This is a genomic window from Bacteroides mucinivorans (genome assembly GCF_034654355.2).
Classification (GTDB): Bacteria; Bacteroidota; Bacteroidia; order Bacteroidales; family Bacteroidaceae; genus Bacteroides; species Bacteroides nordii.
In genome coordinates this window covers 6026498-6053331 of record NZ_CP178179.1, presented here as the reverse complement: position 1 = coordinate 6053331, position 26834 = coordinate 6026498, and the positions used below count along the sequence as shown (strand labels likewise).

General features: G+C 39.9%; 14 protein-coding genes. 5 read left to right on the top strand and 9 right to left on the bottom strand.

Translation table 11 applies throughout. The features are described from left to right. Nucleotides 1-79 precede the first annotated feature (79 nt). Nucleotides 80-619, top strand: a complete 540-nt coding sequence (locus VCM39_RS22580; protein ID WP_025866628.1) for an RNA methyltransferase — start codon at nt 80-82, stop codon at nt 617-619. 79 nt (nt 620-698) lie between these two features. Here the strand turns inward: VCM39_RS22580 and VCM39_RS22575 are convergent, their stop codons facing one another. After that, nucleotides 699-1304: a DUF4294 domain-containing protein gene (locus VCM39_RS22575; RefSeq protein ID WP_322932308.1), complete on the bottom strand. Its 606-nt coding sequence runs from the start codon at nt 1302-1304 to the stop codon at nt 699-701. A gap of 95 nt (nt 1305-1399) precedes the next feature. Here VCM39_RS22575 and VCM39_RS22570 point away from each other — a divergent pair, with 95 nt between their 5' ends. Continuing rightward, nucleotides 1400-3430, top strand: a complete 2031-nt coding sequence (locus VCM39_RS22570) for a helix-hairpin-helix domain-containing protein (RefSeq protein ID WP_322932307.1) — start codon at nt 1400-1402, stop codon at nt 3428-3430. A gap of 62 nt (nt 3431-3492) precedes the next feature. Next, complete coding sequence (locus VCM39_RS22565; RefSeq protein ID WP_234130668.1) at nt 3493-4266, top strand: radical SAM protein; 774 nt, start codon at nt 3493-3495, stop codon at nt 4264-4266. Nucleotides 4267-4380: 114 nt separating this feature from the next. Here the strand turns inward: VCM39_RS22565 and VCM39_RS22560 are convergent, their stop codons facing one another. After that, on the bottom strand, nt 4381-6084 hold the full coding sequence (locus VCM39_RS22560; protein WP_322932306.1) for a sulfate permease: 1704 nt from the start codon (nt 6082-6084) through the stop codon (nt 4381-4383). 266 nt (nt 6085-6350) lie between these two features. Between VCM39_RS22560 and rbr the strand changes: the two genes are divergently transcribed. Further along, nucleotides 6351-6929 carry a rubrerythrin gene (rbr, locus tag VCM39_RS22555; protein ID WP_002558465.1) on the top strand — a complete coding sequence of 193 codons (579 nt, stop codon included), beginning with the start codon at nt 6351-6353 and terminating at the stop codon, nt 6927-6929. A gap of 205 nt (nt 6930-7134) precedes the next feature. After that, complete coding sequence (locus VCM39_RS22550; RefSeq protein ID WP_322932305.1) at nt 7135-11271, top strand: ATP-binding protein; 4137 nt, start codon at nt 7135-7137, stop codon at nt 11269-11271. A 159-nt stretch (nt 11272-11430) separates the two neighbouring features. Here the strand turns inward: VCM39_RS22550 and VCM39_RS22545 are convergent, their stop codons facing one another. The 7 genes from VCM39_RS22545 to VCM39_RS22515 form a co-directional block, all read right to left on the bottom strand. Continuing rightward, complete coding sequence (locus VCM39_RS22545) at nt 11431-13173, bottom strand: RagB/SusD family nutrient uptake outer membrane protein (protein WP_322932304.1); 1743 nt, start codon at nt 13171-13173, stop codon at nt 11431-11433. A gap of 13 nt (nt 13174-13186) precedes the next feature. Further along, nucleotides 13187-16174 (bottom strand): SusC/RagA family TonB-linked outer membrane protein, encoded by a 2988-nt coding sequence (locus tag VCM39_RS22540; protein ID WP_322932303.1) that lies wholly within the window; start codon nt 16172-16174, stop codon nt 13187-13189. Nucleotides 16175-16204: 30 nt separating this feature from the next. Continuing rightward, complete coding sequence (locus tag VCM39_RS22535; protein ID WP_221648326.1) at nt 16205-17908, bottom strand: RagB/SusD family nutrient uptake outer membrane protein; 1704 nt, start codon at nt 17906-17908, stop codon at nt 16205-16207. 6 nt (nt 17909-17914) lie between these two features. After that, complete coding sequence (locus tag VCM39_RS22530) at nt 17915-21001, bottom strand: TonB-dependent receptor (protein WP_322932302.1); 3087 nt, start codon at nt 20999-21001, stop codon at nt 17915-17917. Between the two features lie 219 nt (nt 21002-21220). After that, entirely contained in the window at nt 21221-23038 is a 1818-nt protein-coding gene (locus tag VCM39_RS22525; RefSeq protein WP_322932301.1) for a beta-galactosidase family protein, read from the bottom strand. 328 nt (nt 23039-23366) lie between these two features. Then, entirely contained in the window at nt 23367-25754 is a 2388-nt protein-coding gene (locus tag VCM39_RS22520) for a polysaccharide lyase family 8 super-sandwich domain-containing protein (protein ID WP_322932300.1), read from the bottom strand. After that, nucleotides 25751-26689: a hypothetical protein gene (locus tag VCM39_RS22515; protein WP_322932299.1), complete on the bottom strand. Its 939-nt coding sequence runs from the start codon at nt 26687-26689 to the stop codon at nt 25751-25753. Before VCM39_RS22515 ends, VCM39_RS22520 begins: the two co-directional genes overlap by 4 nt. Between the last annotated feature and the right edge of the window lie 145 nt (nt 26690-26834).

Here is a 26834-nt window from a genome sequence, read left to right as displayed (position 1 = left end):
GTTTTCAACGGTTATAAACAGGTGTGTTAACAGAAAAGAATTACTTTTGCAGTAGCTAAGAAATAATAAGGATATGAACATGCGAAAATTGAAAATAACCGAGCTGAACCGGATAAGTGCAGAGGAATTTAAAGAAGCGGATAAACTGCCTTTGGTAGTAGTACTGGATGATATCAGGAGTTTACATAATATTGGTTCTGTGTTCCGTACGTCAGATGCATTTCGTATTGAATGTATTTATCTGTGTGGGATTACGGCTACTCCTCCGCATCCGGAAATGCATAAGACAGCTTTAGGTGCCGAATTTACAGTTAACTGGAAGTATGTTAATAACGCTGTTGAAGCTGTTGATAACCTCAAAAATGAAGGATATATTGTTTATTCGGTGGAACAGGCTGAAGGCAGTATCATGTTGGATGAACTGGAACTGGATAAGACAAAGAAATATGCCATCGTTATGGGAAATGAAGTGAAAGGAGTACAACAGGAAGTTATTGACCATTCGGATGGTTGTATAGAAATTCCCCAATATGGTACTAAACATTCACTGAATGTATCTGTGACGACGGGGATTGTAATATGGGACCTCTTTAAGAAGCTAAAAATTAGTGATAAGTGAGTAGTGATAAGTGATTAGTAAGCTGCGCGAATATACCACATGGAACTAATCACTTATCACTAAACTACTCATCACTATTTCAAATTTGTCCGTTTTCCACCAATATCACCACCCGTTCGGTGAGTTTATCTTCACCATTCGGGTCGTATTCTTTTTTAAGACTAGCACCGAAGAGAGCGGCAAAGGTTTGATAGAAACCTGCTTTAAAAGGTCCCATGAAAGCTTTTACTAATTCAAAAGAGGTTTGATTACTTTGTCGGTCTACCAGCTTTATTAACAATTTACCCTGTGCAAAAGAAAGTTTTTTCATCCGGGGGGTATATTGGTCTTTGAGCCCTTTTTCTACTCTTTTAATGTGTTTCTGACGTGCTTTTTCGTTTGGGAGAGTTTGCAGATATTCATAAGTTTCGAGTATGGTACGGTTGATTTCCCGGGCTATGGGATATACCTTCTTGACATTTCTTACCAACCTATAATACTCCATGCGTTCTTTATCATTTTTAAACTTTAATGGCTTAAAAATATAAACGGTAGGTAGTTGTACACAGGGGATGGTATCTCCTTCATAAATACAAACCGGAACAAGGTATCCTCCTCTGCTTTGTTTATCTTGTGCCAGAACGGACTGGAAAGAAAGAAACAGAACAAACAGTGTAAGTATTACTATGTTAGGTCTTGTATTCATGTCGCAAAATTACAAGATTATTTTATTATTTGTTCAATTCCTTGTAGTGTTAACCTATTTAAAGTATCTTCGCTATCTGACAAAAGTAAAAATGAATGAAAAACACATGCCTTTTTCGGCTGTTTTTAGTTATTAACCTCTTGTTAATAATGCCTGTTAATAAAGCTCAGAACCCTTCTGTGGATATTCTGGAGGAGGTTATTGAGGATATATCTGTTAATAACGATGACAGTGAAGAGATAAATTGGGGAGATAAGATTGAGGAACTTTCTGAACGTATTCAGCAACCTGTCAATCTGAATACCGCTACCAAAGAACAGTTGGAGCAGCTTCCTTTTCTATCTGATATTCAGATTGAGAACCTGTTGGCTTATGTGTATATTCACGGGCAGATGCAAACCATTTATGAATTACAGTTGGTAGAAGAGATGGATCGTCGGACTATTCATTATTTACTTCCTTTTGTTTGTGTACAACCTGTTGATAAGAAAGAGTCTTTGCCCCGTCTAAAGGATGTGTTCAGGTATGGTAAACATGAAGTGTTAACTCGTTTGGATATTCCGTTCTATACACGTAAGGGATATGAAAAAACTTATTTGGGACCCTCTATGTACCACTCTCTGCGATATGGCTTTCGGTATAGTGAGAATGTTTATGCCGGTATAACCGGAGAAAAAGACGCGGGTGAACCTTTTGGTGCATTACATAATAAACAGGGCTATGATTACTATTCATATTACTTGTTAATAACTAAAATAGGACGGTTGAAAACTCTGGCTTTAGGCAATTATCGGTTAAGCTTTGGTCAAGGGTTAGTAGTGAATACTGATTTTCTTATGGGAAAAAATATGTATCTTTCTTCATTGACATTCCGGAACGGAGGTATACGAAAACATTCTTCTACGGATGAATATAATTATTTTCGGGGAGTAGCTACTGCTGTAGAACTAAGTAAACATCTGGTATTATCAGCTTTTTATTCACATCGCAGTATGGATGGAGTGATAGAGGAAGGTGAAATAACTTCTATTTATAAGACTGGTTTACATCGTAGTCAGAAGGAGGCTGATAAAAAGAATGTTTTCACAATGCAATTAACAGGTGGAAATATGACTTATACAAATAATCATCTGAAATTGGGATTGACTGGTATTTACTACTTTTTTGATCATTCTTTTGAACCCGAACTACGACAGCATTCCAAATATAATATTCATGGTAACAGGTTTTATAATGTAGGACTGGATTATGGATATCGTTGGCATCGTTTTTCTTTTCAGGGAGAAGCAGCTATTGGCAAAAAGGGATTTGCTCTTTTAAATAAATTGCAGTATTCTCCTGTACAAGGAGCCAATTTATTGTTGATACATCGTTATTATACACATGATTATTGGGCAATGTTTGCCCGTTCGTTTGGCGAAGGTAGTAATGTACAGAATGAAAATGGCTGGTATTTTGCCGGTGAAATATCTCCTTTCCGTCATTGGAAATTCTTTGCATCTATAGATTTATTCTCTTTTCCCTGGTGGAAGTACAGGATAAGTAAACCTTCGCAAGGTATTGATGGAGTGTTACAAATGAACTTTACTCCTCATAGAGAACTTACTATGTATCTGAATTATCGTTATAAACGAAAAGAAAGAGATGTGACCGGAACGAATGGTGAAATTACTCTGCCAACTTATCACCATCGGTTGCGCTACCGGCTGAACTATTCACCGGATGATTTGTTTTCCCTTCGTACAACGGTTGATTATAATAACTTCCACTCTTCAGGGGAAGTAGCCGGTCAGGGTTATCAGATTACGCAAATGATAGCTTACCGTTTATCCTGTATTCCGCTAAGGGCTGAACTACAAGGAAGCTTCTTTCATACCGATAATTATGATACCCGTGTATACGTTGCAGAAAAAGGTTTGCTTTATACTTTTTACACTCCTTCGTTTCAGGGTAAAGGAATACATCTGGCAATCAATATGCGCTATGATCTGAATACACATTGGATGATGATAATTAGGATGGGACAAACGATATACTATGATCGTAATGAAATAGGTTCCGGATATGACTTGATACGAAATAATAAAAAAGCAGACTTACAGATGCAATTACGCCTGAAGTTTTAATATATTTGCATGATAGTATTATCAATCGTAAATTGTAAATCGTCAAATTGTAAAATCTCATCATGACTGTTATTTATCCTTCCCCTATATTTGGCCCTGTTCATTCCCGCCGTTTGGGGGTATCTTTGGGAATAAATCTTTTACCCTCCGATGGAAAGGTATGTTCGTTTGATTGTATCTATTGTGAATGTGGTTTTAATGCAGATCATCGCCCTTCTAAGCCCTTGCCTACTCGTGAGGAAATACGTGAAGCACTTGAAATCCGTTTGAAAGATATGCTGGTAAATGGTCCTTTTCCTGATGTGCTGACTTTTGCCGGGAATGGTGAACCTACGGCACATCCTCATTTTCCGGAAATTATTGAAGATACGCTGGCTCTTCGTGATAAGTATTTCCCGAAAGCAAAAGTGAGCGTATTGAGTAATTCAACGTTTATTCATCGTCCGGCTGTATTCGAAGCATTGAATAAGATAGATAATAATATTTTAAAACTGGATACAGTGGATAGTGATTATATTGATCTAATTGACCGTCCTGCTGGTAAATATTCTGTATCAGAGATAATTGATAATCTGAAAGCTTTTAAAGGAAACTGTATTATCCAGACAATGTTTATGAAAGGTACTTATCGGGGACAAGATGTGAATAATACTTCTGATAAGTATGTATTACCCTGGTTAGAAATGATAAAGGAGATTGCTCCCCGGCAAGTGATGATTTATACGATTGATCGTGAAACTCCTGACCATGATTTACAGAAAGCTACACATGAAGAATTAGATAGAATACTATCTTTATTAACTGAAGCAGGTATTTCCGCATCTGCTTCTTATTAGAAGAAGGAATTGAAAACATCCCTATGTTTTATAATACAACATCCCCATGTTCTGATATAAAACATGGGGATGTTATTATAGTAAAGTATATATAAATTAAAAGCTATTCTGAGTTTACTTCTCTGTGTTTATGGTTTGTACACTTATGATATCTTTTGCTCTTTCCAGTGCTACATTGATATTCGGACAGATATTTTCTTCTCCCAGTAATTCATAAAATCCTGATTTCTCCAAAACTTTATGTACTTTGTCATTTACTCCTGAAAGTACAATTGTAATTTTTTCTTTTTGAGACATCCTGCACAGATTGGATAAGTTGTGAATACCAGTTGAATCGATGAACGGAACTTTACGCATACGAATGATACGTACAGTGGGACGGTCTCCCAATTGTGCCATTACTTCTTCAAATTGTGTTGCAATACCAAAGAAATATGGACCATTGATTTCATATACTTCCACTCCTTTTGGAATAATCAGATGTTCTTCACTAACAGCAATATCCAATTCTGAGTTTGGGTCTATTTCATCGGTGATGACAGATATTTTGGTTGTTTCCATGACACGTTTCATAAACAGTACGCAAGCAATGATCAAACCTACTTCGATAGCAATTGTCAGATCAAAAATAACGGTCAGGAAGAAGGTGATAAGCAATACGGTGACATCTGATTTTGGATTTTTCAACAATGCTTTGAACGTGCGCCATCCACTCATGTTATAAGAAACAATAACCAGCACACCTGCCAGACATGCCATAGGAATATATTGTGCCAATGGCATCAGGAATAGTAAGATAAGTAGTAATACAACAGCGTGAATAATTCCGGCTACAGGCGTTTTTCCACCATTATTGATATTCGTCATAGTACGTGCAATAGCACCTGTGGCAGGTATACCTCCAAATAAAGGAGCGATGACATTGGCTGCACCCTGAGCTATCAGTTCGGTATTTGAATCGTGACGGTCTCCTATTACACCATCGGCTACTGTGGCCGAAAGTAACGATTCAATGGCACCTAATACAGCAATGGTAATTGCTACCGGGAACAGATTTTTAATGGCCTCCCAGTCCAGTGTAGGAACAACGGCATCGGGTAATTCGGATTTAATAGTAAAACGATCACCAATTGTATCGATACAATCAATTCCTCCATAAATTTTCATGAGGTATACAGCAATTGTCACTACAACAATCGCAATCAGAGACCCCGGTATCTTTTTTGAAAACTTTGGAGTAACAGCAATAATTATAACACTTATAATACTTACGATAGTATTCCACCAGTTAATTGTGTCAAAATGACGGAAATAAATCATCCACTTTCCTACAAAATCTCCCGGAACTTTTTCATTTCCGAAAGTCAGTCCGAAAATGTCAGCTATTTGTGTAGTGAAAATGGTTACGGCAATACCACTTGTGAAACCTACAATGATGGGATAAGGAATAAATTTAATGACTGCTCCCAACTTGAATACACCTAATAGAATGAGCATTACACCTGCCATTAGAGTGGCTACGATGAGTCCTGCTTCTCCATATTGTTGGATAATACCATAGATAATAACGATAAATGCTCCTGTCGGACCACCTATCTGTACTTTACTACCACCCAATAGTGAAATGATAAATCCTGCAATGATAGCAGTGATAATACCTTTTTCGGGAGATACACCGGAGGCAATACCAAATGCAATGGCTAATGGGAGGGCTACAATACCAACAATAATCCCGGCCATGAGATCGGCTGTAAATGTTTCTTTCGAGTAATTTTTGAGTGTAGAAAACAGCTTGGGTTTGAATTCTAAGACTTTCATTTTAACGATACAATATAATTAGTGCATATATAGATTTACGATGTGATTTTATTGATTTTGCTAAATAAGGATTGCAAAATTACATAAAATAAATCTAATAACATGTTTTTGAGCATATTATTTGTAAATGATAAATTTTATCAATGATTTCATAGATTTTATTTATAAAGAAAGAAGGACTTGTTTTGAACTAATTCCGTATATTTGTGTTATAAATAAACAAATACAAGCGTAATCTACTAATTAATTAAATATATAAGATTATTATGGCTAAAAGTATTAAAGGTACTCAGACTGAGAAAAATCTACTGACTTCGTTTGCTGGCGAATCACAGGCAAGAATGCGTTACACTTATTATGCAAGTGTTGCCAAAAAAGAAGGTTATGAACAAATCGCTGCTATTTTTACTGAAACAGCTGATCAGGAAAAAGAGCATGCAAAACGTATGTTTAAGTATCTGGAAGGTGGCATGGTAGAAATTACTGCCAGTTATCCGGCAGGTGTTATCAGTACTACTCTCAATAATCTGCTCGAAGCTGCTGCTGGTGAACATGAAGAATGGTCACAGGATTATCCTCATTTTGCTGATGTTGCCGAGCAAGAAGGTTTTTATGAAATTGCTGCCATGTACCGTAATATCTCTGTTGCTGAAAAAGGACATGAAGAAAGATATCGCGCTTTTGTAAATAATATTGAAACAGCTTCTGTTTTTGCCAAAGAAGGTGAAGTTGTATGGCAATGTCGTAATTGTGGTTATATCACTATAGGTAAAGAGGCTCCCGAAGTTTGCCCGGCATGTCTCCATCCACAAGCTTATTTTGAAGTAAAGAAAGAAAACTATTAATAGAGATTATTATATGATTTTGATAAGCGGCTCATCCGGTAGGATGGGTCGCTTTTTTAATTTGGTTGATGGTAGCTATTGGTTCTTTAATTTGTTTGTTGTAAATTGAAAGACTTATTGTTGTAATATTGTATAATTCATTCTAAATGCTTATTTTTGCTTCTTATGTATAACTAATACTAAAAGGCAAAATACTCCGCTTGTTATGACAAAAAAAGTGCATGATCAATTAAATAGAATAGCGATAAAAACTCTGTTGATATTTGTTTTTTGCTTCTGTTTCTTTTCATTTTCCAAAGCAAATGATGTGTATTTCCATCATTTGGGGGTAAAGGACGGATTAACGCAAATAAGTATTTTCTCTTTTTATCAGGATGAAATAGGAGCTATGTGGTTTGGCTCATTTGAGGGACTGAATAGATACAACGGACGTGAGATTACTGCCTTTCGTCCTTCACAAAATAATAAGGGACTGACCCAGAATGAGATCTATTCAATTTGCGGTAACAAGAAAGGTTCTATCTATTTACGGGCCGGACACGATCTGGTGAAATATAATGTTTCAACACAGGAATTTACCTGTTTGGCACAAAAAGAAATTAATGGTATTTGCTATTCAAATGATACGCTTTGGGTAATATCCGATCATGCTGTATTTTATTATCTGGAGGATAAAGAAGGTTTGCATAAGTTTTGTGATATAGATCCGGGCCTGGGAAACGGAAGTTGTATCTTTACGGCTGATAATGAATATTTATGGATAGGAACAGAAAATAACTTGTTGTCTATACCATTCAGTGTACCCGATTCTCCCAAAGTGGTGTTATCTGGTGTTTTTGTGAAATACCTGTATAAGAGTAAGAGAAACGATTTGTGGGTAAGTACGGATGCGAGTGGTGCCTATCGTATTTCATCTCAGAATCAAATAACAAACTTCCGTTATTCAGCAGGTAAAAATGGAATTTCCGACGATCATGTGAGAAGTGTTGTTGAGGATGAATTTGGAAATATATGGATTGGCACGTTTTATGGATTAAATAAATATGATCCTATTACTGATAAATGGAAATGTTATACTCAAATAGACAATGTACCCTATAGTTTAAGTCATTCATCCGTTTTCGGTCTTTATAGAGATTTACAGGGAAATATCTGGGTAGGGACCTATTTTGGTGGCATCAATCATTTTAACCCGAGAGCTGATATTTACCATTTCTATGGAGCGATAGGGCGAAATAATCCCAACTATCTTAGTTTTCCTTTCGTAGGTAAGATGGCAGAAGATAAAAACGGTAATTTATGGATTTGTACTGAAGGAGGAGGGCTTAATTTTTTTAATCGCCAGACGAAACAATTCAAGAGTTTCATGCAGGAAGATAACCCCAGAAGCATTAGTCATAATAATTTGAAATGTATTAAATATCTAAAAGATAAAGATCTGCTATATATTGGTACGCATACCGGTGGACTTAATATATTTGATATAAAATCCCAAACGGTCAAGGTTTTGAAGAATAACCCAGGAGATCCTGCATCATTGCCCAATGATATTGTGAACGATATACAATTTTATAAAGATAAACTCATTGTATTGACTCAGGCAGGAGTTTGTAGTATGGATTTGAAAAGTGAGACGTTCTCTTCTCTTTCTACTAATGAGGAAATTAACCGGGTAGTAGAAAGGAAGTTTTATTATGAAACTTTTTTGATTGATAATAAAGACAGGATGTGGATTGCCAAATCGGACGGAGGAGTGGTGCGGATTGATTTGAACGATTATAAAGTAAGAGAATATAATGCTGTAATGGAGGATTCTACTTCTATTGGTAAATTTAGAATTACTCATATTTTAGAGGATAGTAAGGGGAAACTTTTTTTTGGAACTTTAGGTTCCGGATTGTTCCTTTATCTTCCCGAGACGGATACATTCAGGAATTTTACAGCAGAAAAGGGAGATTTGCAAAGTAACTATTGTTATTATATAGCCGAATCACCTTATGATCATCTTATGGTACTGCATAACAAAGGAGTTTCTTTTTTTGACCCTGAGACCAGAACATTGAAACATGTTTGCGGAATACCTCAAATGAGTTTTAACCAGGGTTCAAGTGTCTGTTCTACCAAAGACGGAGAGGTTTTCTTTGGTGGAATTGATGGATTGACATCCCTTTATGAACAGCTACTTTATACCACTAAAAAAGAATACCAGCTTTATTTTGATAAGCTTTGGATATCCAACAGGGAAGTCAGACCGGGAGATGAATCCGGTATTCTTTCTTCAACTTTGTCCAACTATAAGGAGATTGAACTTGATTACAATAAAAATAACCTGTTTATTGAGTTTGCTACTTCAAACTATGTTTCTAACAATGATTTTCAGTATGAATATAAGTTGGTAGGGCTTGATGATACCTGGCTTCCGGCACATTCTACTACTATCAGTTATACTAATTTAAGTCCGGGAAAATATCGTTTGCTTGTCCGGGAGGTATGGGAAGATGCTAAAACGGAAACAAAACAAATTGAACTTGGTATCAAAATTAATCCGCCATTTTATGCTACGGTCTGGGCTTACTTGCTTTACGCATTATTGGTGGTAGGTATTTTATATGCTATTTTCCGCTTCAATGTGCGGCAGGCAAAGTTGAAGGCCTCATTGGAATATGAAAGAAAGGAGAAGGAATATATTGAAGAATTAAATCAGACAAAACTTCGTTTCTTTACCAACATTTCGCATGAGTTCCGTACATTGCTTACCCTTATTATTGTACAGGTAGAACTATTATTGCAACTTAACAAACTCAATCCATCCGTCTACAACCGGGTACTCAAAATTTATAAGAATGCCAGACATATGCGTGATCTGGTATCAGAGTTACTCGATTTCCGGAAACAAGAACAAGGATTCCTGAAGCTGAAAGTAGAGTATATGGATATTGTATCTTTCACTAAAGAGATCTATATGTCTTTTTATGAATATGCCTTGAAGCATTCTGTTAACTATAAGTTCGAACATATGGAGGAAAAACTGAATCTTTGGTTTGATCCGGTTCAGTTACAGAAGGTAATATTCAATCTTTTATCTAATGCCTTTAAATATACCAAAGCAAAAGGCAGTATTACTGTTTCCATCCGGAAAATCAAGAATGAAGTGGAAATACGGGTAGAAGACGATGGTGTAGGTATCTCCAAAGAATCTATTCACAAGATATTTGATCGTTTCTATCAGGTTGACGGGCAAAGTTCAGAGTTTACATTGGGTACAGGTATCGGATTGGCTGTATCCAAAGGGATTGTGGAGTTGCATAAGGGAAATATCCGGGTTGAAAGTGAAGTTGGTCAGGGTAGTGTTTTCATTGTTACGTTGCTGACGGGCAATGAGCATTTCCCAAAAGAGGTGTTGAGTGATAGTGAATCCAATTTCCATCTGATAAAAGATGGAGTATTGGAAGATCTGGCTTTAGAGGAGTTAATGTTGGAGGAACCGGTTAAAGAGCAGGAGCTTACTAATGAAGAGAAAGCCGGAGAAATGGATGTTGATTCGAAGGATTCTGATAATAAACCCAGTATTCTTATTGTAGAAGATAATCTGGAGATATTGGAAATGTTGGAAGATATCTTCGCTCCTATTTATCATGTATACAAAGCTACCAATGGTAAAGAGGGTTTTGAAGCTACGCGCGAGTTACACCCTGATATTGTTTTGAGTGATGTGATGATGCCGGAGATGTCTGGTAAAGAGATGTGCCATAAAATTAAAAACAGTCTGGACGTATCACATATCCCGGTTGTTTTACTTACAGCGCAGACCTCAGTGGAATATACGGTTGAAGGGTATATGTTTGGCGCAGATGATTATGTAACAAAACCGTTTAATATCAAAGTACTTGTATCACGTTGCAATAATCTGGTACGGACCCGTAGAATGTTGCTTGAAAGATTTAACCATGTTTCTAAGGCACCGGTTGTTTCTAATGCCATCAATGAGCAGGATCAGGAATTAATAGATCGTGCTACTGCTATTATTCGAAAATATTTTGAGGATATTGAGTTTGATATGAATGTATTGGCTGCCGAATTGGGTATTGGCCGGAGTAAATTGTATCTCAGGATAAAAGAAATAACCGGGCTTACTCCCAATGAGCTGACGCTTAAAATAAAGCTTGAAGAAGCGATGTATTTAATTACTAATCAGCCTAATCTGAATGTTTCTGAGATATCCTATCAGCTAGGCTTTTCATCGCCCCGTTATTTTAGTAAGTGTTTTAAATCATTCTATGGAGTATCTCCACAGAATTGTAGAAAAGGTAAAAACAAGAGTGAAGAGTCAGAAGAAGATTAACCCCATTATCTTTTTATCTTGTTTCATGCTTTGAGACACTTTGTTTGAAGTAATGAAACACTTTGTTTGAAGCTTTGAAACAAGTTATATGATACTACAAAAAAGCTGCCTCGTAATTGAAGCAGCTTTTTCTGTAGTATCATATAACTATAATCCGGATTACCATCCCGGGTTTTGGGTGATTCCCGGTGCTTTTAATATCTCTGATTTTGGAATCGGATAGAGATACATTCGTTCATCAAATACCCGGTTTTCTACAGTGTATTTTTTATAAGTAGGTTCATCATTGGCATCCTTTACAATTTGCATACCTTCTATTTTCAAATAGTTTGCTTTCTCTGTCGGATTATCCAGCAAACGCCAGCGGCGAATATCAAAGAAGCGGTGCTCTTCGAATGCCAGTTCTACACGGCGTTCGTTGCGTATTACTTCACGCATCTCTTCTTTACTTAGTCCGGCAGGCAGTTTATATGGGTTCAGTTGAGCACGTTTACGTATAAGTTCCACTACTTTGTAGATTGAATCTTTGGGTGCAGCACTTGGTGTATCATAATACTCATTCATTGCCTCCGCACAATTCAGTAATACTTCAGCATAGCGCATCAATATCCAGGTACGGGTGATATTATTGGTTCGTCCATCCCATACAGCTTGCGGTGAAAGAAGCTTCTTCAGGTAATATCCGGTTTTAGTAGCGGTTTTATTAGTAGCAGTAGCATCTTTTCCACCTTCAAATGTTTCAATAGTTTGAGTTTTGTCATTTACTGTAAATGTAGAACCGTCATAAGCAAAAGTCATATAGAAGCGCGGATCGCGTCCTACATATGGGTGATCTTTGTCATATCCTGACCCCAGTTCGTTGATACCTTTTCCGTTAGCCATACCGAAAGCATCTGCCAGGTTCTGTGTCGGATTCGTCAATCCCTTTCCTCCCATAGTGAGTGGGGAATTCTGGCTTTCTACACTTGTTGTAGTGTTATATTTGGTAGAGAATACTATCTCCCGATGATATTGCAGGAAGTTTTCACTAACAGCATACAAGTCGGTAAAGGTTTCATCTTCTTCAGTAAAGGCCATCAGCTTATATCTGAATGCCGATGCAACAACTTTTTGAGCGGCATCAATCGCGAGTTTATAACGTTGCTTATCATTATTAGGATTGTTCAACGGACTTGCCCAGTAGAGAAGTGCACGTGATTTCAAACCATATGCAGAACCGGTAGTCGGTCGTCCCAACTCTTTCTTATCATCAAATCCTACACTTTCGGAACTTCCTTTGTATTGTTCCGGTAACCGGTTGGCAGCAGTATCACAGTCAGCGATAATCTGTTTCATACAATCGTCATAGGACGCACGTGTTACTTGTTGGGCCTCTTCAACTGTCAATGATTTTGTAATCAATGGTACGCCACCGTAGCGTTTGATTAATTCAAAATAGAAATAAGCACGCAGGAAGTGGGCCTCTCCTTTCATACGTTCGCGGGTGCGGACCAACTCTTCATTCGTTCCGGAAGTAGTCGGCTTTACCGGCATTTTAAGTTCATCAATCTTTTCAAGAAACCGGTTTACGATCCGGATTCCCTCATAGTTTTTAGTCCATACGTTTTCTACAAGGAAATAAGAATCCCATGTACCATTATTGAAACCTTTGATGTCACTTGTCACGTCCGAGTGTACTGCTTCATCGCATCCTGCTGCCAACATGGCGTTATCAATCCGATTGTAGCCGCTAGGTAGTTTGTTGTACGCATCGTTCATGAATCCGAAAGCTCGCCGGGTTTCATTCCATATGTCGTCTTCTCCCAGTTTACCGTCTTTCTCCGGGTCCAGAAATGAATCACAGCCGGCGAAAAGAAAAGAGAAAGTCAAACCTAAACCTATAATATATTTATTGATTTTCATAATCGTAGTGTTTTTAAAGTTTTATAGATATACCAACCGAGAATGTTCTCAGCAGGGGATATTCAGAATATCCGGCATTCATAGCTTCCGGGTTACGACCGTCAATTGCATTTGAGAAAGTAAACAGATTGTTTGCATTCACATAAAGACGTAATGAAGAAAGGAATATTTTTCTTACCAGTTGCTTGGGGAATGTGTATCCCACCTCTGCCGACGAAATGCGAAGCATGGAGGTCTTTTTCTCCCAGAAATCAGAAGTCTGTGTATTGTAATCACGAGAGATACTCAGACCCGGATATGCTGTCTGTACGGTAGGATTAGCCGGATTCCAACGGTTCTCGTAAGCGTAAGGAGTAAACTTATTCGGAGTATAAAAAGTAGAGAATAAGGCTGATCCTTCCAGATTACACTGAATATCAAATCCTTTATAGTTACCACCTAATGTAGCACCGAAAATAATTTCCGGCAGGGTATTTCCTAATGCTACCTTATCAGACTCATCAATTACATTATCATCCTCCGGGCTTTGGTTTTTGTAGATGATATCACCCAGTACAGGAGTTCCGAAAGAGCCTGTAGGAGCATTGACCAGTTGATCCGCATTGGTATACAATCCATTGGTCTGAAAACCAAATTGTGTACTAATAGAATGTCCTTTACGGTATTGGTGAGCATATTTGTAAGCTACTTCTTTTAAGTCGATAATTTTGTTTTTTGCCCATACCATATTTCCTCCGATAAAGAATCCACCATCCTTGTATTGTTTGTTATAAAGGATGTTCAGGTCGATACCCTGATTGTCAATTGATCCGCCATTGTATTTGGACAGACCGATACCAATCAGTGAAGGAACAATATTAGAGTAGTCTACCAATACGTCACGGCGTTTTTCATTGAAATAGTTCATTGTCAATGAAAGTCCTTTCCAGAGTTCAAGGTCGAATCCTACATTGAGTTTGTATGACTTTTCCCATGTTTCATTGGGATTGGCCAATGTTCCTTCTTGTGAGCCGTCCGTACTTCCGTTGGGATTACCGAATGCATACCCACCTGAAGAGGTAAATTCCTGGCGATAAGGGAAACGGCGTCCACCGGTCTGGTCATTACCGTTTATGCCATAAGATGCTCTGAACTTCAGAAAATCGATTGCTTCTGCTGATTGAAGCCATTTCTCATCCGAAGCAATCCATGCCAGTCCGATAGCCGGAAAAAGTCCGGTACGTTTTCCGCTTTTATAATTGCTGGAGCCTTGATAAGAAGCAGTTACTTCTGCATAGTAACGTTTGTTGAAACCATATTGTGCACGCAATGCCAGCCCCTGATATTTGTAATCGGGATTATCACCCGGAACTGTTTCACTGGAATGATTATAGAACAAGCGAACTGCCAGATCATGTATATCTCCGAAAGTATGATTGTAGTTGGCTCCCGCACCCAGTGTGTTATAGCGGTAGAATCCACCCATCATCTCTGATTTACGGCTGTTTTTATATTCATCTTTACCAAACTGCGTATAGGTACCATCTGCGTTTTCCTGGAATACAGCATACGTATTATTGATGCTCAGGTACTGCATATTGAAGTTTTCGAAACCATAATAAGCATCAACCGAAAGCCCTGGTAACAGCATATCCAGGTCATATTTACCTTTCACCTGTACATTGAGCAGACGAGATTCGTCTTTACGATAACCGTGACGGTTCAAAAGTCCGTAAGGATTCGTCTGATACTCAGAAGTACCTCCGAGTGATCCGTTCTTATTGAACATTGGGAAAGCGTTTGCCGGCAGAGTCATCAGAGTATTAAATACGGAATTAGTAGCGGCAGGTACTTCCGAACCTGTATTAGCAGCCGAACTCTTGTCAATAGCTGCAGAAACCAGAATATTGAACAGCATTCCCTTAATCGGGTTAATATCCAGATTTGAACGGTAGTTGAAACGTTCGTATGTGTTATTGGCAGCAGCATCTTTGAAGATACCTTCCTGTTTCATATAACCGGCAGTTACAAAATAACGTGCCAGTCCGTTACCTCCTGAAGCTGAAAAGTTATAGTGCTGGAAAGGAGAGTTCTTACCAATGAAACGGTCTTTGTAATTTTCGTCCGGATAAAGATAGGGATCTCTGTCTGCACGGAGATACATATCGGGATTATACATTGGTGCCGAACCGTCATTTCTTAATGCTTCATTATAGAGAGTAGTGTATTGGTAAGCATTCAACCGGTCGGACATTCTTTCTGTTGTCTGGAATCCTGCACGGATATCCACATTAATAGAGTGCTTTACTTCACTACCATGTTTTGTTTTTATTAAAATAACACCGTTGGCTCCGCGCATACCATACATGGCCAGGGCCGACGCGTCTTTCAATACAGAGATACTTTCCACTTCATTGAAATCCATCAAGTCAATGTTGGCTTCTATGTCGTCAACTAAAATCAAAGGTTTAGCATTGGCATTGGTTGCCATACCGCGCACATAAAAAGTATAGTTACTTTTACCGAACTTTTCACCTCCGTTTTTCAATGAATAGAGTCCGGACAAAGTTCCGTTCATAGCTTGTTCAATACTAGTTACCGTATTCTTTTCGATAACATCGGTACCAATACTTGATACAGCCGAAGTCATACTTCTCTTGGATTGTTCTCCGTAAGATACGCCAATCATTTCGTCTTCATGAGTCATATACTTTACCAGTTTCAATGTATAAACTGATTGGTTATTGAGGCGTGTAACAACCGGACGGTATCCTTTTAAGTTAACTACCAGTACATCCGACGGATCGAGCAGCATATAGAATTTACCATCTTCGTCAGTCACGGCATCTGTTTGTTTCTCCTGTACGTTAACTGTGATACCGGGCATAGGGACATTATTTTCGTCGACCACAATACCCTCAACAGTTACTGTTGAGCTTTTTTGGGTCTTTTGTGCTTTTACCGGCGTTACCGATAGAAGTAGTGCACACAGAAACGTGCACAAATATATAAATCTCTTCATTTGAATCATATTTTAGGGTTTATACCATCATCATTTCCATCCCGGGTTTTGTTCCAAAACGGCACTCTTATATACCTCATTGTTAGGTATCGGATAGAGATGCATGTGCTCTTTAAATGTAGGAGTTTCATATTTTTCACGGGAATAAGTGAAGGTTCCATCTGTATTCTTCACTACACGAATACCATAAATATCTTTATTGAAATATTCTACTCCTTTATGCCAGGACAGCACATCATACCAGCGATGTTCTTCGAAACAAAGTTCCACGGCCCGTTCATTGTAGATACGTTCACGCATTTTTTCTTTTGTATCCGAGATGTCTGTTGGGACAGGCACCTGTCCTACACGTCCTCTAAGCTCTGTCAGTACGTCTCTTACAGAGAGTCCTTCCAGTGAACTTTCCGGACCTCCTACCTCATTCTGTGCTTCGGCAAAGTTCAGCAGAATCTCTGCATAGCGGAAGAAGATATAGTTCATGTAGGTGGAAGTACCTTTATATCGTTGATGTGCTTCCGGCCAGAATTTGGCTATGGCATAACCCAATACATTGATATGAGTGGTTCCTTTGTCACGTCCTGTTTCTTTTCCATTGGCTGATACCCAAAATTCCAGTTTACGATTATACCAGAACCGGTCATTACGCAGTACGCACATATCCAGACGGGGGTCTCTGTTTGCATATGGATCTTCGTCTTTGTAAATCTTAGAATTCGTAATTGGATAGCCTTTAGAGTCTTCAAACATGTCAACCATATTTTGAGTTACCCATTCTCCTGCCCATCCGTCATATCCTTGTGTAGCAATGAAACGAGTCCAGAATGTACTTCCGTTGGTATGTCCCTGTTCAAAGTTCATTTTGATACGCGGACGATTCATGATGATTTCGCTGCAAACCGGCTGGAAAAACATGTTCACATAATCGGGATAAAGCGTATAGAGTTTCAGGTCGATTACATCTTTGGCTGCTTTGGCTGCTTTTTCCCATTTTGTTATATCATTGGAAGGATTGTGCAATGGTCGGGCAGCATACAACAGTACTCTTGATTTCAGTGCTTTTGCCGCTCCTACAGAAGCGCGGCCGTTGTCAGCATCGGCATACTTTGAGGGCAGCAGGCCGGCAGCCGTATTACAATCCCCTACGATAAACTCAACACATTTTTCATAGGTGTCGCGTGGTAAGTCCAGATTATCTTTGTTCAAAGTCAGTGTATGATCAATGATAGGTACTCCTCCCCAACGTTTGATCAGTTCGAAGTAGAAGAAAGCACGCAGGAAGTAAGCTTCTCCCAGACAACGATCTTTGATTTCCTGTGATGGGAAATTAGGTATTCTGTCTATGTTTTCGATAATTTTATTGGTTTTACGGATACCAATGTACATATTCTGCCACATAGTTGAAATCTCATTATTGGCATCAAACATTTTGTTGCTTGATTCCATTTGGGTACCGTCCCATGCCCCGTTGTTGAAAATGGCGGTACATCCTCCCTTATTACGTGATTCATCCCCCATAGAGGAAACCAATGAATTCCATAAACGTCCCAGATGACCGGGCATATAAGAATAAGTCTGATCTGCATATTGACGGAACATGGCATAGTCCGAAAATATCTTATCCTCATTGATGTCTTCTACCGGAGCCATGTCCAGCTGACCTTCTCCAAATAATCCTGTACAGGAAGAGAGGCCTATAGAAGCCGCTATAACATATATGATAAATAATTTCTTCATAATTGATTAAAAGTTAATGTTTACACCAAAATTATAGACACTTTGTTGCGGATAAACCTCTCCACTATTATTTACGGTTTCCGGGTCGAAGTTATCAATCTTGGACCATGTATAGAGGTTGCTTCCGTTCAAATAAACTTTCAGTCCTGTCATTCCCAGTTTACGATAGATTTTGGAAGGGAACGAGTAGGTAATCTGCACGTTCTTCAAGCGAATGTAATCGGCAGATTTCAAATGGAATGAGTTGATGTTTTTGTTGCTGTGTTTTGCTGCCATGTGTAGTGACGGATACGCTGCGTTAGGATTATCGGGAGTCCAGTAGTTCTTGTGAATTTCTGAAACCTGTCCTCCTCCTGCACCACCACCGAATTCATAACCGGCATTTCCGGCAAACAATACGGAAGCGTGAGCGGCTCCCTGGAACTGAACCGATACTTCCAAGCCTTTCCAGATAATACCCGGAGTGATTGAGTACATGATTTCAGGTATACGTGAATAGCCGATAGCTACTTTATCTGCATCTGTCAGAGAGCCATCTCCGTTACGGTCCCAATACTTCAGGTCACCCGGAATGATAGGGCCTCCCAGAGTTGTCTGATCTGGTGAACTTTTAATATCTTCTGCATTCTGGAAAAATCCGAGTACCTGATATCCTCTGAACTGGTCAATTCTGAATCCGGCTATTTTTTGATAATCAGGTGTTCCTGCCGGGTCATCATAGTTAATAACTTCGTTGCGTGCGAAACTGTAGTTACCACGAATATAGTAGTCTACTTTTCCGATATGATGACGGTGAGAGAGTTCAAATTCATATCCCCAGTTCTTCACTTCACCTATGTTGAGGTAAGGACTGGATAAGCCAATAATTTGCGGGGTAGAACGTCCTTGAAGAAGGATGTCTTTACGGTGTTCTTTAAAAACGTCTACTGTAAAGCTGAGTAGATCATTTGAGAATAAGCGGGCTTCCAGACCGATATTACCTTTCAAAGCCGTTTCCCAGGTCAACAGTTTATTTTCGTTTCTTTTTTCATAGATACCTCCGTTGGTTGAAGGATTGGTTGTACCGAAACCGAAACTGGGAGTTCCTCCTCCTGCGTATATACCTTGTCCGGAAAACTCACCCATATAGAGGAAACGGTCTTTTGATTTGTCGTTACCAACCAGACCTACCGAACCTCTTACCTTTAAATAAGGGATAACTTTTTTCACTTTCTCCATAAATGCTTCTTCGGAGATCACATATCCCAATGAACCGGATGGGAAGAATCCGAAGCGATGACCTTTGGCAAAGTTTTCTGATCCATTGTATCCCAGACTGACTTCACCCAGATATTTATCAGCAAAGCCATATTCTATGCGGGCGGCATATCCCATCAATGCACTTGGTATACTACTTCCGCTTGTTGTTTTCTGTTGGTTGTAAACCAATATGGAATTGATATTATGTTTACCGAAACTACGTCCGTAACCTACCTTCAGCTGTAAGTTGGTACGTCGCATTGGATCGGTCTTTTTATCTTCACTAAAGCGGAAGGGCGAATCTTCACCTAATTGGTCATAACGTCCTGTGTTAGGCTCATAATAATAAGTATCAATACCATCCGTATATTTTTTTGTTGAGCCGAAATTGTTATTGAATGATATACTCATATCAAATGACAAGCCGTTTGTGATAAAGCTCAGGTCATTGTGCAAAGTTCCTACAATGTCGTAATAGTTAGTCTTTGAGTTTTCATATCCACTATATGCAATGCTAGTAAGCGGATTACCCGAACCTTGCACAGCGGCAATAGAACCATCCGGGTTATAGATAGGATGTCTCCAGGGTTCTTTGGCGATCAATCCCTGAAAATAACTGCCTGATGCACCTTTGAATCCATTCATTTCACCCGAACGTCCGGAAATATTGGCAGATAAGGTCTGATACTTATTGATATTTAAATCGATGTTTGAGCGGAAGTTGAAACGGCGATAGTACACCTGAGGATTGTAGTCTTTCTGCAGGTCGGTATATTTGAACATACCACCCTGATTTAAGTATCCCAGTGAGATAAAATACCTCACTGCTTTGGTACCTCCGGAAATGTTGATATTATACTGTTGTTGAAGGGCACCTCTTTTGTTTACCATTTCGTCATACCAGTTTACATCCGGATAACGATAGGGATCTTCTCCCAATCGGAAACCTTCCAGTGATTCGTCTGTAAGCAGTCCGTTGTCTTGTTGCAACGGATCTTTTCCATCATTCTCCCATGCTTTTTTACGAAGTACCAGGTGTTCGTATGAACCCAGGAATTCGGGAATCTGTGTAGGGCGTTGTAATCCCCAGTTGGCGGTGACTGAAATTTTCGGCTTTCCTTCTTTGCCTCTTTTGGTAGTGATCAGGATAACACCGTTTGCACCACGGATACCATATACGGCAGTAGACGAAGCGTCTTTCAGTACGGAAAGGCTTTCAATTTCATTTGCATCAAGTTGTGAAAATGATTCCTGTTCTACACCGTCAATGATAATAAGAGGAGAGGCATCGTTGAAAGTAGACTTACCACGAATCAGGATAGTGGCAGCATCCTCACCGGGACGTCCACCTGGTTGTTGAGTAATTACTCCCGGCAATTTACCAACCAGTGCGTTGGTAACGTTGGCTACCGGAGCGGCTACCAATTCACTGCTTTTCATCATACTTACGGCGCCGGTTACCGTTTGTTTCTTTTGTGATCCGTAGGCCACTACCACTACTTCGTCCAATGCATTCATCTGGTCTTCCAGTACAATGTTAAACGATGTTTTGTTACCCACAATCACTTCATATGTTTCATATCCTATATAGGAGATGATCAATACAGATTTGGGTGACGGTACCTGCAAAGTGAATTTACCATCGATATCGGAAATAGCTCCGATAGATGTACCCTTTACCAGCACGTTTACGCCAGGTAAAGTTTCTCCCTGACTATCAGTGATCACACCCTGTATATGGCGGGTCTGATTTGCTTCTGTCACAGATCCGAGCGCATGGCTCCATCCCAGTTGCAGTAGCAATACACAGCAAAACACTTTTAGAAATTTAAAATGTAACGTTTCTGTGTTCATAGTTTTTTAAGATTAAAAAATTAATTATTTGATAAATTAGCGGTGTAGAGACATAACGTTTATCTCCCATTCCGGTAGTGCAAATAAAATGCATTTGATTTGAACCAGGCTGCACTCTGTGTATTGGTGAATGCTACAATAGTGTATTCGGACAAAAATGCCCCCTATTACAGACAAAATGTACCAGTTTATACAGGGTACATCCTGGTTTTTGTAGTTTTATTCCAGTGTTTCTACTCCTTTTATTACCCCTGGTTCTGTCTGATGCATGTCAAAGACGATGATTTCGTTTGCACCCTCTTTCAACCAGACTCCCGGACAATACAGACGGTACTGAGGACCCACATTCCAGAAGCGTCCCAGGTTGTGTCCGTTGACATAAACAAGTCCTTTTGTGAAGTCTTTCATGTCGATGTAGCAATCTCCGGTTTTATCCAGTTGTACAGTGGCTTTGAAGAACATACCCGGACGCACAGTGTCGGTTTGTTTCAGTTTTGATACATATTCTGTAGACATGGGGATATTAAATGCGTCCCAGTTCATTAATGTCATTCCGTTCAGAGTAACACGGTCGGTGATACCTTTACGGTCAATCATCTGTGCGGCAAAGTTAATGCGTCCCATACTCTCTACCAGGATATCAAGTACCGGATTTTCTACATTGGAAACCGGAAGGTCAATGGAGTGTTGCCCCAGTGTACGGTCGATACTTCCGATGTAGCGTCCGTTTAGAAAGACAGTAGCGTAATCGTGTACTTCATCTACACGGAGTGTACCGCTCTTATGACCAATCAGTTTCGTACGATACAATATCATTCCTTCATATTGATTCATCATTTCCATCGGAAGTGGTTGAACAATTGGTTTAGCAGCAGGAAGGTTATCCCAGATGCTTGCATATTTCTGTGTTTTTGTTGCAGGGAATGTAATGACAGGGATCGGAGCAGGAATCGGAGCAAGTTTCTTTTTACTGTACTTCTGGGTCAATTCACGTAACGCCATATATTTGGGGGTAGCCTGTCCCATTTCATTGATAGGAGCATCATAGTCATAGCTGGTCACATCCGGTTGGTAAATACCAGGCTGGGGGGAATTGGCTCCTGCCCAGAATCCAAAGTTTGTTCCACCGTGTATCACGTAGTAGTTGAACGATTTGCCATTATCAAGCAGCCATTTCACATCCGTTGTAATCTTTTCGATAGACGGGTGTTGCCAGTTTTCACGCCAGTGAGTAAGCCATCCGGGATAAAGCTCGGAACAGAATACACTGGCATCGGGATGTACTTTCAGGGCTTCATCGAATTCTGCCTTTGAAGCAGCCGGGTCAAGACCGATGGCTACACCGGGAAGTGTTCCTGCTTCGAGCATATAAGGAGTAGCTCCGTCAGCTGTGTAGAATGGGACTTCAATACCTTTGTCTCTCCAAAGATCATGAATCCACTTCATATATGTACGGTCATTGCCATAGCTTCCGTATTCGTTTTCCACTTGTACCATGATGATAGGACCGCCATTGGTAACTTCGTACTTTTTGATAATAGGGGCTATTGCAGTAGCATAACGCTCCACAGCAGCAGTATACCGTGGATCCATGCAACGGATTTTCAGATCCGGTGTAGATAGCAGATAAGCAGGTAATCCACCGAAATCCCATTCACCGCAAACATAAGGTCCGGGACGGAATAAAAGGAACATATCTTCTTCCTGCACAGTCCGGATAAATTTCTCCAGATCTTTATTGCCTGTCTGAAAATCGAATACACCCGGTTCACTTTCATGATAGTTCCACATGATATAGCAAGCTACGGTATTACATCCCATTGCCTTGATCATTTGTATTCGTTGTTTCCAATATTCTGCGGGGATACGTGACGGATGGATCTCACCGGAGATAATCTGGAACGGTTTATCATCCAGCCAGAATTGATTATCGCCCAGACGGAAAGAATGTGTACCTTTTGTCTGTGCCTGAACCAATGCACCGCCGCCTGTTAATAGAGCCAGTGCCATTAAAAAAGTTAAAAGCTTCTTTTTCATAAAATGATAGTTTATTAATGGTAAGTAATCGTTCGAAATTATAGGATATTATTATTGAAACGCAGAAACTCGCAGATTCACGCAAAGCATATCATCGCTCAAGTATAGCGCAGCTATTTAATCTGCGAAAATCTGCGATCATTTGCATTTCAATAAAACGCTGTCATAGTATGAACTAAATTTGAAATACTACTTAGTTAGATTTCACATTATATCAATTTCCGCATTTCTGCCCCTGATTTATAGTAGTGTATAAACCGGAGCAGAAGGCGGAAAATGAATCCACTTAAAAGTGCGTTTGTTTCATACAGGTTGATTCATAGAGTTGTCAGAGTAATTCTAATGTTACCGTAGCAGGTTGTCCGCAATGTGCTCCTGCCGGTAGGGGAATCTTTATTTCATAGATATTCTTAGACTGTTTGCTGACTCCTTCACCTCTGACGGGTACAGAGGTATATACAGTCAGGCTGTTCAGCCCCTTTTTCATCAAAGCATCTGTAACTGTGAGAATGAGTTTCCCATCTTTTTTCTCCGCAAACAAGGCTGCGGGCGAAGATACCCTGAATGTCCCGAATTTACTTTTTGCTGTAACGGAGGTATCGAAATAAACGGCTCCTAACTTTGTTCCTTTCGGGTTTTCAGCTGCTTGCAGATGGGTGTTGTTAGCCAGTATGGCAGGTATCTTTTGGGGGAATTCGCCTTTACAATCTACTACATAAGCATAGGTAGCATCTTTTATTTCCCGTCCGTGTACGATTTCCATCTGGAATACCGGTACTGTTGTTTCCGGTTCTGTGTTGGCTTTGCAAAGTCTTTGCCAGTCGGTAACACGCTCTTCGCGGTTCCATTTCACTTCACCTGAAGTCTGCTGGGGAATTACTCCGTAGGTGAAACCTTCGTGGCGTATCCAATTGATTTTCCCCTTTTTTTCTATCTCAGGAGCAACCGGGCTATAAGTCTGTTCAATCGTAGTAGTGATATTCCCTTCTTTCTCCGGGGAGAGGTTGGTGATTCCGGCTCCCAGGGCAAGGAATACATCGTCAAACATAAAGTAGCTTTTGTAAGCCCGTACACCGTATATGTCTTTGTTTACATCTTTGGCTTCAGAGGCATCCGGGTTTCCTTTCATCTTTGCATTGATTTTCTGATAGATGAAACCAGTTGCAAAATCTCCTTTACCATCAGTTGCTCCGGCAGCGAAGTCATAAGAACTGGTATATCCACTCCAGTTTTCGATTGGGTTTAGTTCTGTAGGAGTCTGGCGTGTAGTGACACCCGGCCAAGCCGTAAGTTTCATGGCTCCTGTGATATTACGGTACTCACTTCCATCGTGTTGGAAAAGAGTGACTCCATCGGCACTATAGAGATTATAGCCTGCTGCACCGGGATAAGCACTCTCCAATCCGTCTACCCGGACAGATCCCATATTGATAAAGAGATAGTAATCATTTGTTTTCTTTATCAGGTCGTCATTGTTATAGAAATAACGGGTACCGTGATAGTATCCATCGGGTGCGGAGGCCATTTGTACATCCTGGCGGGAGGATTCATCAACAAACAGTTTCAGTTCATTAACCTCTTCAGGAGTGAGTGACGAATGCCAGTCGGCCAGTAATGTTCTGGCCAGGATATGTGAAGGTACATTCCCCCGGCGGTTATTTTTGCGTGTCATATTTCCCCGGTCTACAAGTGGTGGAATGATGCCTTTATGATGATAAAAGGCAGAGCAACGGATATAGTTGAGTACTACTTCCACATTCTCCCGCGAGAGTTGTTTGGCCCACGGAGATCCTTGCAGGTATTTTAATATACGGAACGTTCCCTTCAGTCCATCTATAGGATATCCCCAAACGAGACATTGCTTTCCATGTCCCCATCCGGCCCCATCGGCAGTGGTGCCTTCTGTCCAGAAAGCCTCGTCATAAGTGGTTTGTGACACGACAGAGAGCGAACGGATGGCTACTTCGGCAAGTACGTCTATCATAGGAACCGAACTCATCATGACAGCTGCCTCCAATACCGGACGATAATCGAGTGCATTGCCTCCTACCCACCAGACGTGCTTGCGAAATCTCTCTACGCTTACCACGTTTTTGTCTGTTTCATCGTGTCTGTAGGGTTGTGTCCATGATTGAAAACCCACGTCAAATAGCTTTTGATGTGCCAGAAGGGCTGTTGAGTCTTTTACTTCACCCGTTTCGATTCTATCCATCAGGTCAAGCAGCGCAAAGTAGATTTTTACGGCTGCCCGTGGAGTGGCAAAGCAGGAAGCATGAAAGCGCCCGGGAGCATCATTGTTACGTTCATTTTCCATTTTGCCGTAAAAGGCGATGCCACGTAAAAGGGTTTGTACCCCGTTATCCTGAGGATCAAGATTCTTCTTCCCGCGATAGGATTCTGCTATGACCTGTAACCGTTCAAAGCAGTCCCGTGTCAGATTATTAATCTGGATACAGTGAGCCATGTTAGTTCCGGCAGCATAATTATTACGGATAATTAGCTCTTCTTCTGCACGTTTGTCTGTAAAACGGCCTTCCGCGTCAATCAGAGCCAGAGACTCTTGCAATGTATAGGCGGTTACAGGAGTCCCGTTGATATGTTTTGTAAACTCCTGTCTTAGCCGACGGATTGTTTCTGTCTTTTCATTATCTGTTGCGTACAGGTTACTGATACATAGCAGTCCGATTAGTATCAAACAGGTTTGTATGCGTTTCATAGTTTACTGATCTTTTGGCGATAACTCTGATTTTGTGTTACTACATTTACCAAATATACCTTATTATTATCAAGCGGCAAAATTAGTGAAGTTTTTCCGTTTTCTACGGTGACTTCTGATGTTGTTACCGAACATCCGTTTGTGTCATAAACCGTCACACGGGCAGGGCCGTTTTCTGTGCCGCAAATAATGAGTTGTCCGTTACTGTAGTTGATCATCAGTTTTTCGGTATTCTGATTGTTGATACCGGTAGGTACAGGATTAACTATGATATTGTCGATATAACAAACATGTTGTTCGTCTTCATACAGTGTGACATTTGAATTATAGGTAGGTAATATGGCCACTCCCAATACTCCGTTCGTGAATTTACTTATCTGGCTGGAGTAAGCTGCTTTATTGAACTTGAATGTATAGGTGATCCACTGCCCTTCAGTAGTAAAATCGTAGACAGATTTGTTAAGGAGTATACCTTCGTCTTGTCTGAAATCATTCGTAGTATTAAACTTAGAAAGCAGCTTGATGCAAATATCTTGTTTTTCAGCCGGATCTTCAAAGTCATCTGTATCCTTACCAATCACATTGAGTGGTTGATAGATTGTAAATTCTACTACTTTTAAGTCATCAATGCCAATGGGGGTATCAAACAGGAACTTTAGTCCGTAGTCGCGTGCTTCCATGGAGGAGTAACGTAATACTTTGGCCGAATTGTTACTTTCGGCAGAGGGCACCGGATTATCTATTACTTCATGCGAATACATCCAGCGTGACTTGGGTTTGTAATCGCCTAACTTTCCTTTATTGCCGAAACGGAAGAAATAAGGAGTTGTTTCGTAGGTTTCAAAGTCTGCCCGGAAAAGTTCTTGTGCGGACATGTTACCGGAGAAAGAGATAGATGCTGCTAACAGCACAGAGGTAATGATCTTGTTTTTCATAATTTAATCAATTTGTGAGGCTGATTTTGTTTTACTACTTACAAAAGTAGAGGATGTTGTGAAAATGAGATGTTGTCTATCGTCCGAAATAGATGATTTTATTGTCCGTTGGACGAAATGGGGATTATATTGCCTTGAGTATTCC

Bases quoted from the DNA above. Each gene is read 5' to 3' on its own strand.
- VCM39_RS22545 (WP_322932304.1), bottom strand. From the start codon at position 13,173: ATGAAAATCAATAAATATATTATAGGTTTAGGTTTGACTTTCTCTTTT.
- VCM39_RS22515 (WP_322932299.1), bottom strand. From the start codon at position 26,689: ATGAAAAACAAGATCATTACCTCTGTGCTGTTAGCAGCATCTATCTCT.
- VCM39_RS22535 (WP_221648326.1), bottom strand. From the start codon at position 17,908: ATGAAGAAATTATTTATCATATATGTTATAGCGGCTTCTATAGGCCTC.
- VCM39_RS22570 (WP_322932307.1), top strand. From the start codon at position 1,400: ATGAAAAACACATGCCTTTTTCGGCTGTTTTTAGTTATTAACCTCTTG.
- VCM39_RS22540 (WP_322932303.1), bottom strand. From the start codon at position 16,174: ATGAAGAGATTTATATATTTGTGCACGTTTCTGTGTGCACTACTTCTA.
- VCM39_RS22565 (WP_234130668.1), top strand. From the start codon at position 3,493: ATGACTGTTATTTATCCTTCCCCTATATTTGGCCCTGTTCATTCCCGC.
- VCM39_RS22580 (WP_025866628.1), top strand. From the start codon at position 80: ATGCGAAAATTGAAAATAACCGAGCTGAACCGGATAAGTGCAGAGGAA.
- VCM39_RS22560 (WP_322932306.1), bottom strand. From the start codon at position 6,084: ATGAAAGTCTTAGAATTCAAACCCAAGCTGTTTTCTACACTCAAAAAT.
- VCM39_RS22520 (WP_322932300.1), bottom strand. From the start codon at position 25,754: ATGAAACGCATACAAACCTGTTTGATACTAATCGGACTGCTATGTATC.
- VCM39_RS22525 (WP_322932301.1), bottom strand. From the start codon at position 23,038: ATGAAAAAGAAGCTTTTAACTTTTTTAATGGCACTGGCTCTATTAACA.
- rbr (WP_002558465.1), top strand. From the start codon at position 6,351: ATGGCTAAAAGTATTAAAGGTACTCAGACTGAGAAAAATCTACTGACT.
- VCM39_RS22550 (WP_322932305.1), top strand. From the start codon at position 7,135: ATGACAAAAAAAGTGCATGATCAATTAAATAGAATAGCGATAAAAACT.
- VCM39_RS22530 (WP_322932302.1), bottom strand. From the start codon at position 21,001: ATGAACACAGAAACGTTACATTTTAAATTTCTAAAAGTGTTTTGCTGT.
- VCM39_RS22575 (WP_322932308.1), bottom strand. From the start codon at position 1,304: ATGAATACAAGACCTAACATAGTAATACTTACACTGTTTGTTCTGTTT.